Origin of the sequence: Micromonospora sp. NBC_01405 (assembly GCF_045040155.1) — a bacterium.
GTDB lineage: Bacteria > Actinomycetota > Actinomycetes > Mycobacteriales > Micromonosporaceae > Micromonospora.
The window spans coordinates 7,149,828-7,164,407 of the sequence record NZ_CP109532.1; the positions used below are offsets into that span (position 1 = coordinate 7,149,828).

Sequence of the window (14,580 nt, forward strand, 5' to 3'; positions counted from 1 at the left end):
GAAGAATTTCGATGCCGAAACGCGACAGGAGCTCGTCCGGGCCCGCTCCCGGGGACCGCAGCTCGACCAAGAAGAGAGCCAGGATCGTGCTGGACGCGGCCGCTACCGCGGTCGTCGAGGACATCGACATGCTGACCACCCGGTACACCACGGCGGCGACTGATGGGATCGACCTCTCCGGGCAGCCCGGTGACGGCAACTTCTATGCACGCTGGGTAAAGATGGGCCAGGGTGATTGCATCGCGCTGGCCACGCCGGGCGGAAAGACCCTCCTCGTCGACTGCGGGTCGCTGGCCTCGGACGGCCTCTCCGACGCGACGTTGAAGAGGTTCGCCCAGTACAGCCTCTTCGGCAAGCGGTTCCTGGGCGGGACGGCTCCGGGCGGAAAGAAACGGCAGCTCGACATCCTCGTGCTGACCCATCCGGACGACGACCACAACAACAAGCTCGCCGACGTGCTGACCCGGGAGAAGGTGTCGCCGTACGTCGACCGGATCTACAACAGCGCCGACCTGGGCATGTACCGGCGATCCACCCAGACCTGGGTGCAGAAGTGGCAGCTCGACACCGGCTACGAGTACCTGGTGACCTATAACAAGGACACGGTGGTGACCGGCGGAGCCACGGTCATCGACGGGGCCATCGCGCTGGCCAGGCGGAACAAGTACGAGACCAAGTACGTCGACGTGCCGGTGCCGACGAAGGACGCGGCCACCGAGGCCACCGAGGTGGCGACGGCGGACCTCTTCAACTATCTCGACAGCGAGGGCCGGCTCGTCATCCACCACGAGATGAGCGGCTGCAAGATCAGCATCCTGGCGAGCGGGGTGAAGAAGGAGTACACCAAGGACAACGACGCGGAGAAGCTGGCCAACCGGGCCAGCGTGGTGCTCCTCGTCGAGGTCTTCGGCAAGAAGCTGCTGCTCTGCGGGGACGCCACCAAGTCCACCGAGACGTACCTGATGGAGAAGAGCGTCAACGCCGCGAAGAACAGGGTGCACCTGGCGAACGTCGACGTCCTCCACGTGGCCCACCATGGCAGCCACCTCACGTCGTCGTCCGAGGCCTTCATGGACCTCGTGAAGCCGCGCAGCCAGGCGGTGATCAGCGCCGGGAAGACCGGGGTGAAGGAACACCACCTGCCGGACAGCCGGGTCGTGAACGGGTACGCCGACCAGTTCGGCGCGGGTACGGCCACCGAACACGAGGTCTGGTACTGGGTCGTCGGCGCGGACGAGATCACCCAGACCAAGAAGAAGCTGACCGCCCCGGTCTACACCACCGGCTCGCTCGCCTCCGACCCGTGGCACGAGTCGAAGCTCGACATCATCTGGAAGAAGCCATGACCAGGAACGAATTGGAGACGCTGCTCGCCGACGTCGCGGCCGGTCGCCTCGACCTACCGGTCGACCGACTCGCGCCACGGGTCGCGGCGTACCTCGGTCGGTTCCTGCCGACCGGTCGGCTGACCCTCATGGGAGCGTCCCGGGCCGACCGGGACGGCGCGGTCGTCGTCACCGGCACCGGAGACGGCGCACCGTTCGGCACGATGACGGTGACCGTGCGCTTCACCCTCAACGGGCAGTCGGTGACCGGGGTGAGCGTCACCGCGACCGCCGGGCCGACCTGGTCCCTCGCCGACGCCTTTCCGGTGCTGCGCGACGGACTCCTCGGCGGCCTGCTCTTCGACGCGCCCATCCTGGTGCTCGACTCCGCTGGTCTGGACCCCGTCGGGACCGACCCGGCACCGGAGCCGGCGGACCTGCCGATGACGTTCCAGGGAACGCTGCGGGTCACCACCGGGATGGCCGCGATCGCACTGCTCTTCCCCGGTCAGAGCCACCCGGTCACCGGCGAGATCACCATGGTCCGACTCGCGCCGGACACGCTCGATGTGAAGACGCCGACGGTGCCGCTGGTCCTGCTGTACGGGGCCGAGGGGCACACCCTCGACCTCGGCCTGGTCACCATGACCGACCTGCGCTACGAGGTGATCGGCGAGCCCCGGCTGAACACCTACACGGTCGACCACGAGGTCGAGGCGTACCTGCTGGTCACCGGCGCGCTGCCGGTCACCACCGGGCCGGACGGCGCCGCCCGGACCAGGCAGGTGCTGGTGGAGGCCCGGGTCGGCCAGTGGGGCGCCCCGCTCGGTCTCACCGCCGACTTCAGCCCGCTCGGCCCGCTGGAACTGGCCGACATCGCCCGGATCGCCGGGGTGTCGGACGTGCCGGTGCCGTTCGGCGTCGACGCCGGGCCGGACATCACCCTCGGCCCGGTCACCCTGCACCTCACCCCGGGCGGTACGGCAAAGATCGACTACGTCACCATGACGGTCTGGACCGAGGCCGACTGGACCATCGTCGACGACCTACTCACCCTGGAACAGATCGACCTGGACCTGCGGGTCGACACGCCTGTCTCGGACCCCCGGATGGCGGTCACGCTGAGCGGCCTGGTCGGGATTGGCGAGCACGGTGTGCTGGAACTCGTGGCCAACTCGGCGACCCGGACGCTGGGCGGCTCGCTGCGCGACGGCGACCCGCCGCTGAGCATCCGCGAGGTGTACCAGCACTTCACCCACTCGGATCCAGCCCACCTGCCGGATCTGAGCGTGGTCAAGTTCCACACCTTCGCGGAGCTGCCGACCGACAGCCAGGGCACGACGTTCGACGGCGAGGTCGTGCTCGGCGGCGACTGGCCGGTCGCCGACGGGATCGACCTGGTGGACGTCCTCTTCGCCGTCCGGCGGACGGCCGACGAGACGACCTTCCAGGCCCAGGCCACCCTCGTCATCCACACGGTCACGCTCGCCGTGCGGGCGACGTACGACTCCGCGTCGCAGCGGCAGTGGGATTTTTCCGGCGAGACCGGCCCGGGGCAGCTCATCCCGATCGGCGGGCTGGTCGACGACCTGGCCCGCCGGTACGGCGACCTCGCCCTGCCGGCACCGCTGGCCGGGCTGACCGTGCAGAACCTCGGCGTCGACATCACCACCGGCGCCGGACGGCTCTTCGTCACCGGTCAGGCCCGCTTCCCGGTCGACACCACCGACGTGGCGATCACCGTCACCGTCGACACCGCGCAGCGCTCCTTCGACGGGCTGATCGAGCTTGCCGTACCGGTCGACGGTGGCACATTCCACCCGCAGCTCGACCTGCACCTCGCCAGCGATCCGAGTGCCCAGCGGCTGGCCGCGTCGTACACGCACGCCGACACCGATCCGGTGCCGGACCTGCGGGCCATGGTCGGCGCCGTCTCGCCGACAGCGGCCGGGTACCTGCCGGAGGGGATCGTCGTCGACCCCCGGCACCTGCTCTTCGCGCTGATCCGACCGGTCGGCGGCACCGGCACGGCGTACCTCTTCGGGGTGGATCTCACGCTCACGGTCGATCTGGCCAACCTGCCGGTGGTCGGCGAGCACCTCTCCGGCGACACCACGATCGGTCTGGACCTGCTGCGGATCCTCGCCGCGACGGCGGCGTTGGGCTCGACCGACACCGCCGCGTTGAACGCGCTGCTGCCGGCGGCCGTGCCCGCGCTGCCCGCCGCCGGGCTGCCGACTGGGTTCACCGTCGACGGCACCCTGCGCCTGGGGCCGCTCGCCCAGCCGGTGGCGCTGCCGGTCACCGGCGCGCCCGGGACGGCCAAGCCACCGGCCGGGCCGGTGCCCACCCCGGCCAACCAGACCACGACCGGCGACGACACCGCCTGGCTCCCGGTGCAGCGCGCGTTCGGCCCGGTCCAGCTGGCCCGGGTCGGGCTCGCGTTCCGCTCCGACGGCAGCGAGGATCCGCGCCTCGCCCTGTTGCTCGACGCGTCGGTCGGCGTCGGCGGGCTCACCCTCACCCTGCAGGGCCTCGAGGTTGGGGTGTCGCTGACCGACCCGGTCGCGGTGCCGTCGTTCGGCCTGGCCGGGATGGGCCTCTCCTACCGCGAGGGGCCGGTGAGCATCACCGGCGCGTTCCTCAAGAACGAGATCGTGTACGAGGGCGTCACCTATCCGGCGTACGGCGGTATGGCCCAGCTGCGCAACGGTCCGTTGTCGCTCGCCGCGATCGGGTCGTACGCGCAGCTGCCGGCGGGACCGTCGGTCTTCGTCTACGCGTGGCTGGACTACCCGATCGGCGGGCCGCCGTTCTTCCACGTACGCGGCATCGCCGCCGGATTCGGCTACAACCGGCGGCTGGTCCTGCCCCCAGTCGACGACGTCGCCTCGTTCCCGCTGGTCGCCGAGGCCACCGGGGCCCGTACGCCGGGTACGACGCTCGGCGACGAGTTGCGCGCGCTCGCCCGGTGGCTGCCGCCGTCGGTCGGCGACATCCTGCTCACCGCCGGGGTGCACTTCACCTCGTTCGAGATGGTCGACTCGTTTGTGCTGGTAGCGGCGACGTTCGGGCACCGCTTCGAACTCGACGTGCTCGGGCTCTCGACGCTGACCCTGCCGGCGCGCGACGTCACCGCCGGGGCGGTCACCCCGATCGCCGAGGTGCAGTTGGCGCTGCGGGCCAGCCTCGTACCCTCCGACGGCTACCTGACCGTGCTCGCCCAGTTGACCCGGAACTCGTACCTGCTCTCCCGGGACTGCCATCTGACCGGCGGGATCGCCTTCTCGACCTGGTTCGCCGGCGAGCACGACGGCGACTTCGTCCTGACCGCAGGCGGCTACCATCCGCACTTCCCGGTCCCGGCGCACTATCCGAGCGTGCCGAGAATCGGCTTCAACTGGCAGGTGTCGCCGCAGCTCAGCATGTCCGGGTCGGCGTACTACGCGCTCACTCCGGGCGCCCTGATGGCCGGCGGCGGGCTCAGCGCCGTCTGGCAGGACGGGTCGCTGCGGGCCTGGTTCGACGCCTCGATGGACTTCCTGATCTCCTGGCAGCCCTACCACTACGAGGCCTCGCTGCACGTCGGCATCGGCGCGTCGTACACGTACCACTTCTTCGGCACGCACACCATCGACGTACACGTCGGCACCGACGTCGATCTGTGGGGCCCGGACTTCGGCGGCACCGCGAAGATCGACCTGCACGTCACGTCGATCCGCGTCTCGTTCGGCGCCGGCCGGGGCGGCGGCCCGAAGCCGTTGACCTGGAGCAGTTTCAGCGCCACCCTGCTGCCCACGGCGGACGAGGTGGTGAGCGTCGCGCTGCGGGCGGACAGCCACCGGGCCGCGCCGGACGCGCCCGCCGACGACCTGGGTCTGGTCGACGCCTCGACGCTCGTGTTGACCACCGACAGCACTGTGCCGGCCAGCCGGGCGGTCTGCGGCAGCGGGTCGGCCGAGCGGGCCCTGGGGACCGGCCCGGCCAGCACTCGGTTCGGGGTCGGGCCGATGGGCGTGGCCACCGGCGGGGCCGCCGCGATCCACCGGATCACCATCACCCGGGACGGCCAGAACGGCGGCGTGGAGGACCGTTTCGACTACGCACCCGTGGTCAAGAGCCTGCCGTCCGCGCTCTGGGGCGGGCGGCTCACCCCGTCGGCCACCGACCCGGCGCTGCTGCCGGGGCTGCTCACCGGTTACACCATCACGCCACGACTGGCGGCCGGCCCCGCACCGGCCTGGCTGGACCGGGCCGCGCTCCAGGCCGACACCGCGCTGTTCGAGATCACCGACGCGATCCGGCTCGCCCCGCCGGCGGACGTACCCGACGAGACCGGCACCGACGCCGAACGCGCGAAGCTGATCACCGGCAGCCTGGGTACGCCGGCCGTGGCCGCTGCCCGGGCGGGCGTCCTGGCGGCCCTGCTGCCCGACGCGACGGTCGACCTGACCGGCTTCGACACCAGCCAGTACCACGAGATCCCCAGGGTGGCCGCTCATGTCTGACTCGACCGTCACGTTCACCGCGCACCGTCGACCGCTGCTGGAGGCCGGTGACTACCAGATCACCCTGGCCCAGGAGGTCACCGTCGGGGCGGCGACCGAGTCGTTCCACAGCAGCAGACGGTTCAGCGTCGGCGGTGACCGGTTCACGCTGCCACCGACCGCGATCCGCGCGGTCTTCCCGCCCGACGGCAGTCTCGGCGACCACGGCAACGTGCTGCCGCACGTCGTGCTGGACCGGCCGACCCTGCCCTGGGAACGCGATCCGGGCGGTGGTGGCGCGGACCGACCGCCGTGGCTCGCCCTACTCCTCTTCGACGAGGCGGAGAAGCCGGTGCCGCGTACCACCACGCTGGGCGCGCTCGCCGACGAGGGCGCACTGCCCGCAGCGGCGACCGCCCTGGAGCGGCACGACTCGGCCGGTGACCCGGTCACCGTCATCGACGTACCAGTCGCCCTGCTGACCGAGCTGCTGCCGTCGTACACCGAACTGCGCCTGCTCGCGCACGTACGCGGCGGCACCGGAGCCTCGGCGGACGCCGACGCGGCGGTGGTCGTCGGCAACCGACTGCCGGCAGCCGGCGCGACCAGCACCGTTCACCTGGTCTCGCTGGAGCAGCGGTTCCGCGCCGACGGCTCCGGCGCCGCACTCGACCTGCCGCATCCGGGGCGGGGCCCGACCGGCGTGCCGACCGTGCCGGTGATCAGCCTGGCCAGCTGGCGGTTCGCCTGCGTCAGCGCGGACCACTCGTTCCCCGCGCTGGTCCGCGACTTGGCGGCGGACGACGGTGAGCTCCGGCTACCCGAGGTCGGCGAGCCGGTCAGCGACCGCTTCCTGGGTCGGGGGCTGGTGCCGCTGCGGTACCGGCTGCGCCAGGGCGGCCGGAGCATCGGCTGGTACCGGGGGCCGCTGACCGCCGGTGCGACGGACGGCGGCCCGGTCGCCCCGGAGCGGACCGCCGACGCGCTGCTGCGGCTGCACCCCGAGGTCGGCATGTTCGACGTCAGCCACGCCGCGTCCTGGCAGCTCGGCCGCCTGCTCGCGCTGCGCAGCACCGACGTCAGCACCAGCCTCTACACCTGGCGTCGGCGGCGTGACCTGGACGCCAAACAGACCGTGCCGGCGAGCTACCCGCTCGCCGTGCCGGCCACCGACACCACCATGCCGGACAACCTGCTCACCTGGTTGCGGAACCTGGCCCGGTTGGAGGGCGTGCCCTTCGGCTACCTGCTACCCGACGAGCGGCTGCTGCCGGTGGAGAGCATCCGCTTCGTCGGCCTGGACCAGCGCTGGGTACGGCACCTGGTCGACGGCGCGACCAGCATCGGACGGCTCGGCCCGGCCGACGCCGACCGGGACGCGGCGGATCCGCTGCCCCTGGACTATCCGACGGTCACCGGGGCCCTGATCCGTTCAGCGATCGTCCCCGGTTACCCGGGCCTGCTGATCGACGCCTACGCCGACACCGGCGGCACCCGGGCGCTGGCGCCGTGGCGGACCGCCCGGCTGGCGCCCGACATCCTGCTCTGCCTCTTCACCGGTGACCTGGCCCGGCTGGACCTGCACCAGCCGCCGGAGGGGCAGCACCTGGCCGTCGAGGAGCCGGCCGACGGTGTGATCGGCAAGACGCTGCGTACCCCCGGCGGCGCCAGGACCACGCCGCCGCCGGTCGGCCCGCTGCCCTTGGGAACGCTGCGCACCGTACCGGTGGCGGCGTTGGCCTCGGCAGTCGCCGAGGCGCTCGGCGTCGACGCGGCGGATCTCGACGCGGGCGAGCTGGCCCTGCAGCTCACCGAGACCGCCGAGCGGGTCACGTTCCAGCGCGGCTGATCTCGACGGCGAGTAAGGGCACCCGCAACGTCATGACCGATCGTCGGCCGCAGAAGCCATCCGAACTCACGTGGCCGCTTCGTGGTCTTGAGCAGCTTGACGCGGTTCAGCGGAACTGGCACGAGCGATCTGACCAGTGCCCGCTGACGCGGCTCCGCGTGTCCACCGATCCGCCGATGCAACAGAGCCGGCACGGCCTACGGCCCGTCGACGCGGATCGGCATGCTGGGTGAGGACGCGGCGGGAACGAGCAGCCGGGGGCTTCCTGAGCCGTCGGCGGGAACGGCCCAGATGTCCGCGCCGCCCGCTGCGCCGGGTCTCGCGTAGGCGACCTCGCTCTGGGACAGCCACTGCGCCTGGTCGTCAACGCTGGCGGTCTCCGCCAGCGGGGTCTCGCGCATCGTGACCAGGTCCAGCACGTGCAGCCGCCATGGCTCGGCGGCCGACGGCGAGACCCGCTTCTTGAACGCGAGCCGGGTCCCGTCCGGCGAGAGCGACGGGCATTCCACATTGTCGCGCAGCGTCCGCGCCTCCCACTTGGCGTAGTCACCTTCGACCAGGTAGGTCCGGCCCCGCGTGGAGACCGTCGCGTAGAAGCGGTTGTCGTCGGCGGCAAACGTGACGCCCCAGAAGTTCACGTCCGCCGCGTGGTGACGCCTGCCGTCGATGTAGAGCGGGATCGTCTCGATGTTGACGATCGGATAGCCAGTCCTGGTGTCGAGGATCCCGGTCCAGGTGGAGAAGCCGGTGGCGTTGTAGGACTCGCCGGTGACGAAGACCGTCCAGGCCACCATCCTGCCGCTGGGCGAGACCCTGGCCCGGCTCGGGACGCCTGCGAGGTTGAGCCGGTTCGTCTCGCGCAGCTCGCTGTCGAGAATCAGCGCGCTCGTCCGGGGCAGGCCGCCGCGCACCTCGGCCGTCAGGCAGACCGCCGTCCCGCCGGAGGAGTGGAAACGCCGGCACTTCAGGTCCCCGACGGTGCGGGCTGCGCCCGGGTCGTCCGACGGCACGGCCGCGACCCGGCCGCCTGCGTCGAGAAACAGCAACTGCCCCGAGCGGGTGGTGTCGAGAGCCGCGCCGGCCGGCGACGGATCGGCCGCGGCCAGCACGGCATAGGTGATCGCGACCGAGGCGAGCGCCACAATCGACGCGGCGAGGACCAGGGCACGTTTCACAGGATCACCTTCCGGGCGGCGAGTAGGGAGAGCGCGAGCCCGCCCGCCATCACGAGCAGGCCCGTCCGGGCGTCCCAGGCGGTCCAGAGCGCGCCGAAGGCGACCGACGAACCCAGCCGCGCGAGCGCCTGCGCGGTCTGGAGCACGGCCATCCCGCTGGTAAGCAGGGCCTCGGGCAGCAACGGTCCGGCGGCGGACATCAGGACGCCGTCCGTGGCCGCGTAGAACGTGCCGTGCAGCACGAGGACCACGATCAGCAGCGCGATGCCGGTCGCCGCACCCGCGAGCAGCAGGTAGGCGGCGAGGAGGGTGACGTGCCCGCCGAGGAAAACCCCGACGCGGCCCCGCCGGTCGGCCAGGCGCCCGAGCGGCACGGCGAGCAGCAGGTACACCGCGGCCGTGCCGAGCGGCAGCAGCGGGAACAGGCCGGGCGTCATCGCGAGCTGCTTCTGCAGCAGCAGGTAGACGAAGAAGTCGCTGACCGTCACCAGGCTGAGCAGGATGGTGACGGCGCAGATCCGCCGGAACGCAGGGTCGCCGACGATGGCGCGCACGGCCGTCCCGATCCGCGGTGGCTCGGCCGCGAGAGTGGTGCGCGGGTCGCGGACGTAGAGCGCGAGCAGCACCAGCCCGAGCGCCGCGACGCAGAAGGAGGTCATGAATACGGCGTCGTAGGACCCGCCGGTGGCGGCGAGCACCCCGAACGCGGCGAGCGGACCGAGTAAGGCCCCGAGCGTGTCCATGGCCCGGTGCACGCCGAACGCCTGCCCCAGCCGGTCCGGCGGGGTGGATGACGAGATCATCGCGTCCCGCGGGGCCGTCCGCAGTCCCTTGCCGGCCCGGTCCGCGGTGATCACGGCACCGAGGGCGCCGACCGAGGTCCCAGCCAGCAGCAGACCGAGTTTGGCCAGGGCGGAGAGGCCGTAGCCGCTCGCGGCGACGAGTTTGCGGTGGCGCCAGCGGTCGGAGGCGTGCGCGCCGGCGAGGCGGACCAGTGCGGTCACCCCGGAGTGGAGGCCGTCGAGCATGCCGACCTGCAACGGGTTGAGCCCGAGCGCGAGCACGAGGTAGAGCGGCAGGACGGCGGTGACCATCTCGGCGGAGATGTCGGTGACCATGCTGACCATGCCGAGGGCGAGGACGTTCGCCGGGACGGAGCGCAGCAGCGCCCGTCCCGGCGGACGGTTGGCGGTGATGTACATCAGTGGCAGGTGTAGGTCGGGCTCGTGTCCTTGACCGCGCCGTCGGTCCCGATCAGCTGGGAGGAGAAGGTGCTGTCGGTGAAGTTCAGCTTGATGACGCCGTACGTCCCGGACAGCCGCTTGAGGCTGTTGGGCTGCACGTTGACGATCGGGTAGGGCGGCGCGCCGGCCATCCCGCCGAGCAGTTCGACCATGCCGTTCGGGTCGGCGTCGCCGTCGGGGTCCTGCGGACCGAACCGCTCGTAGTGGTGGTCGTGGCCGTTGAGGACCAGGTCCGCGCCCTCGTTGTAGAGCATCTGCCAGATCGGCCTGCTCACCGGGTCGTTGCCGTGGTCGCCAGAGCTGTACAGCGGGTGGTGCCAGGACGCGGCGATGCAGCCCTTGGTGTTCGCGGCGAGGTCGGCCCGCAGCCAGGAGATCTGCGCGCTGTCGTCGAAGCTGTTGGAGTTGAGGACGATGAAGTGCCAGTTGCCGTGGTTGAAGCTGTAGTAGTTCTTGCCCTGCGGGTAGGCGATCGGCCCGAAGTAGGACTTGTAGCCGGCGTACTCACCGGCCGGGTCGTACGTCTCGTGGTTGCCCGGCGCGGGCCGGATCTTCGACTTGAACTTGCCCCAGGTCTTGTCGAAGTAGTTCTGGAAGTCCGACAGGCGGGCGTCGTCGTACTGGTTGTCGCCCATGGTGATGACGTACTCGGGGTTCATGGCCGTGACGAGCGCGGCCGTCTTCGGGTGCTGGCAGGAGCTGGAGCTCGCGGTGCACTGGTCGGCGATGTCACCTGCGGCGGCGACCGTGAAGGTGGTCCCACCGGTCGGGCTGGGCGAGGGAGAGGCGGTGGGCGAGGCGGTCGGTGCCGTGCCCAGGGTGAGCTTGTCCATGTTGGGGCCGCCGGTCGCCGTGGTGGCGGTCGCCCGGATCGTGTTGGCGCCGGCCCGGAGTGGCACGTTGATCGTCTGGTCGGTCCAGGTGCTCCAGCTACCGGTGGGGTTGAAGGCGAGCCCGGACGTCACGGTGACGCCGTTGACCGCGATGCTCAGCGGCCGTCCCGCAGTGGTGCCGTTGGCGTAGCGGAAGGTGCCCGGCCGGCTGCCGGCCGCGGCCGCGGTCACGGTCCATTCGATGTAGCCACCGACGACGTTGGTGTAGTCGACGAACCCGGTCCCGGTGTATCCGGCATGGTTGCTGAGGACGGCAGCCTGGGAGAGCGTGGCGTTCTCGGCCTGGTGGTCGGTGCCACCGGGGTCGGGGGTGCCGTCCGGGCCGTAGACCTCCAGTTCCCAGAGCGAGTAGCCGTAGGACGTGCCGCGGGCGGTGCCGTAGACGCGCAGGTACCGTCCGTTCGCGCTGAGGCCGGTGTGGTCGTCGGTCCCGCCGTCCGCGCCGGTCACGGTCTTGACGGTGGTCCAGGCGGTCCCGTCCGGCGAGGTCTCCAGCCGGTACGCCGAGCCGTACGCGTCCTCCCAGGTCAGCTTGACCCGGTTGATCGCGACGGACGAGCCGAGGTCGACGCGGAGCCACTGCGAATCCGATCCTTCGACGCTGGCCCAGCGGCTCGTGGCGCTGCCGTCGACGGCGTTCTCCGGACCGTATGCGCTGCTTTCGGTCGACGAGGAGGTGGCGGGCCGGTTGTGGGACAGGAGCACGTCGGCGGCGTCGGCCCGGTCGACGATGGCGATCAGTGCCGTAGCCACCAGCACGGTGCTGGCTACAGCGAGGGTGGGTAGCTTTCTCTTCCAGCGCACGGTGCCTCCTTGGGGAGGGAGTCCAACCGGCCGGGGGCAGTTGTTCACTGAAGCGCGTCACTCCGAAGGTGTTCCGGAGCCGCGCCAAGCCGCTTGGGAAGAGGCTTCCAATTACGTACTTCGATGTCAAGGGATAGGAAAACAATTTGCCTTTTCGGTCGTCCCCCGTGCCAGTCGACGATCGCGTACATGCCGCAGGCGGTGTCGTATTGGTTGCGCAGCTTCAGCCCGCAGACGTGCAGTTGGCCGTTGACGCCGACTGACGTGCCACCGGGCGGGGGGCGACGTGCTCGGTGACGGTGACGGCGAGCCCGCGACGCCGTGCGGGTGCGCTCCGCACAGATCGGATCAGGGACCCGTGCGGAGCGGCACTTCGCTAGCTGATGGTGATGCGCAGGGTGCGGTCGGCGCCGTTCGCGGCCCCGCCGTTGTTGTCGCAGTTGGTGGTGCTGAGCCAGAGCTGGTCGGAGCCGGGCACCTTAGTGATCGTGCGTAGGCGTCCGTACGTGCCCGTGTAGTACGCCGTCGGAGTGCCCGTGGTCTCGCCGCTGAGTAGCGGGATGCGCCACATCTGCTCGCCGCGCAGCGTCGCCATGTAGACGACGTCGCGGACGATCGCGATACCGCTGGGCGAGGCGGTCGACACCGACCACTGTCGCTTCGGGTTCTCCATGCCCGCGACGCCGCAGGTGCCCTCGCAGGTCGGCCAGCCGTAGTTCTTGCCCGGCTTGATGAGGTTGAGTTCGTCGTACATGCTGTTGCCGAACTCGGCCTCCCAGAGCCGGCCCTGCGAGTCGAACGCCAGGCCCTGCGGGTTGCGGTGGCCGTAGCTGTAGACCCGGGTACCGAACGGGTTGCCCGGCGCCGCGGCGCCGGTCGTCGTGATTCGCAGGATCTTGCCGTTGAGCGAGTTGAGGTCCTGGGCCCGGCTGCTGGTCTGCCCGTCACCGGTGGAGACGTAGAGGTACCCGTCCGGCCCGAAGGCCAGGCGGCCACCGTTGTGGTAGCGGTTCTTGGCAATCCCGGAAAGGATCGTGGTGTACCCGGTCAGGGTGCTGCCGTCGTAGGTCATCCGGGCGACCCGGTTGCCCTCCGACGCGGTGTGCATGAAGTAGACGTAGTGGTTGGACGCCCAGCCGGGGTCCACAGCGACGCCGAGCAGGCCTCCCTCACCGTCGGTGGTGACGACGTTCGGGACGGTCCCGACCTGGGTCCGCACACCGGACAGCGTCGCCTTGAAGACCTTGAACTGGCCGGAGGTGACCTTGTCGTCCCGCTCGGTGACGAGGGCGGTCTGCCCGTCGGGCATGAAGTACGTGCCCCAGGGGATCGTCCAGCCGGTGGAGATCTGTGTGATCCCTGACGGCACGCCGCCGCTGCAGGTCGCGGTCGTGAAAGACACCGTGTTGCTCTGCCCTGACGTGTTTCCTGCGCCGTCTCGGGCGACGACGTTCAGCCCGTACGCCGTGTTGCAGGCGAGCCCGGTGACGGAGGTGGTCGCCGCCGGGGGCGTGCCGATGACCGACTTGACGACGGTCGTCCCGGTGCGCACGTCGTACGCGGTGACCCCGACGTTGTCCGTGGACGCCGTCCAGGTGAGCGTGACGCTGCTGCCGCTCAGATTCGAGTAGGCCAGGTTCGCCGGGGCGGTCGGCGCCTGGGTGTCGGAACTGGCCAGGGTGGAGCAAATCGCCTGCGCGCTGGACAGCGAGACGTTGCCGGCCGCGTCCCGGGCGAACACCGACAGGCGGTACTCCGTGTTCGGCGAGAGGCCGGTCAGGTTCCGCGAGGTGCCCGTGCCCGTCGTCTGACTCAGCAGGTTGCCGTCGTGGTAGATGTCGTATCCCGCCACCCCGACGTCATCGGTGGACGCGCCCCAGTTCAGCGTCATGCTGCTGGAGGTGACGGCGGAACAGCTCGGGGCGCCCGGTGTGCTGGGCGCCTGCGAGTCGCTCTGCCCGGTGACGCGCAGCCGGTCGATGTTGCCCAGGCCGAGCGCGCCGGTGGCGGTCAGCCGCACGGTGTTGGCTCCCGCGGCCAGCCTCGTGCTGACCGTGACGTCCGTCCAGTCGGTCCAGGCGGTGGTCGCCGGGAACGGCTGGTTGCCGACGAGGTTGCCGTTGACCGCGATGTCTCCCGGCCGGTTCGCCCCGCCGGAATTGGCGTAGCGGAACGCTAGCTGCGCGGTGCCCGCGGCGGCCGCGGTCACCGTCCACTCCACGTACGCCCCCGCCACGTTGGTCGTGTTGACGAAGCCGGTGCCGGTGTAACCGGTGTGGTTCGACTCGACCGCGCCCTGAGCGATGACGGCGTTCTCCGCCTGATAGTCGGTGAAGGCCGGCGCTCCGGCGACCTCGAATTCAAGGTAGTCGAGGTTGGCGGTGCCGGCTGCCGAGGTGGAGGTGACTCGGACGGTGTTGCTGCCGGCGCTGACCGGGGCGGTGACGGTCTTGTCGGCCCAGGTGTCCCAGTCGGAGGTGCTGCCGAACGTCGCCGCGGCGACGCTGCCGTTGACGGCGATGTCGGCGGGCCGGTCTGCCGCGGCGCCGTTGCTGTAGCGGACCGTGAAAGTCGCCGTGCCGGTGGTCGCGGCGCTGATCGTCCACTGCACGTAGCTGCCGACCACGTTGTCCGTGTCGGCGAAGCCGGTCCCGGAGAAGTTGAGGTGGTTGGACTCGGCGAGGCCCTGACCGATGGTGGCGCTCTCGGCCTCGTAGCGGATGGGTGCGGCATGGGCGGGAGTCACCATGAGGGCCGACCCGACGATGAGGATTTCCGTGCCGAGCGCGGCGATGAGTCTCAT

At 70.8% G+C, this 14,580-nt stretch carries 7 protein-coding genes; 3 read left to right on the plus strand and 4 right to left on the minus strand.

Annotated features, from left to right (window positions below; genetic code table 11):
• Positions 1–11: 11 nt before the first annotated feature.
• Genes OG559_RS30555 through OG559_RS30565 form a run of 3 tightly spaced genes read left to right on the plus strand, consistent with a single transcriptional unit; the run spans position 12 to position 7,661 of the window.
• The gene (locus OG559_RS30555; RefSeq protein ID WP_405110466.1) at positions 12–1,346 is read left to right on the plus strand and encodes a ComEC/Rec2 family competence protein; all 1,335 of its coding nucleotides are present in this window, start codon (positions 12–14) and stop codon (positions 1,344–1,346) included.
• Positions 1,343–5,833 (plus strand): DUF6603 domain-containing protein, encoded by a 4,491-nt coding sequence (locus tag OG559_RS30560; RefSeq protein ID WP_405110469.1) that lies wholly within the window; start codon positions 1,343–1,345, stop codon positions 5,831–5,833. Before OG559_RS30555 ends, OG559_RS30560 begins: the two co-directional genes overlap by 4 nt.
• Complete coding sequence (locus OG559_RS30565) at positions 5,826–7,661, plus strand: hypothetical protein (protein ID WP_405110472.1); 1,836 nt, start codon at positions 5,826–5,828, stop codon at positions 7,659–7,661. The genes OG559_RS30560 and OG559_RS30565 overlap by 8 nt, the downstream gene beginning before the upstream one ends.
• Before the next feature lie 197 nt (positions 7,662–7,858).
• On the opposite strand, the gene OG559_RS30570 is transcribed toward OG559_RS30565, so the two are convergent.
• From OG559_RS30570 to OG559_RS30585, 4 genes are all read right to left on the minus strand, one after another.
• The gene (locus OG559_RS30570; protein ID WP_405110474.1) at positions 7,859–8,836 is read right to left on the minus strand and encodes a hypothetical protein; all 978 of its coding nucleotides are present in this window, start codon (positions 8,834–8,836) and stop codon (positions 7,859–7,861) included.
• The gene (locus OG559_RS30575) at positions 8,833–10,038 is read right to left on the minus strand and encodes an MFS transporter (protein WP_405110477.1); all 1,206 of its coding nucleotides are present in this window, start codon (positions 10,036–10,038) and stop codon (positions 8,833–8,835) included. Before OG559_RS30575 ends, OG559_RS30570 begins: the two co-directional genes overlap by 4 nt.
• Positions 10,038–11,777: a discoidin domain-containing protein gene (locus tag OG559_RS30580; protein ID WP_405110480.1), complete on the minus strand. Its 1,740-nt coding sequence runs from the start codon at positions 11,775–11,777 to the stop codon at positions 10,038–10,040. The genes OG559_RS30575 and OG559_RS30580 overlap by 1 nt, the downstream gene beginning before the upstream one ends.
• A gap of 376 nt (positions 11,778–12,153) precedes the next feature.
• Positions 12,154–14,580 carry a PQQ-dependent sugar dehydrogenase gene (locus OG559_RS30585; protein ID WP_405110483.1) on the minus strand — a complete coding sequence of 809 codons (2,427 nt, stop codon included), beginning with the start codon at positions 14,578–14,580 and terminating at the stop codon, positions 12,154–12,156.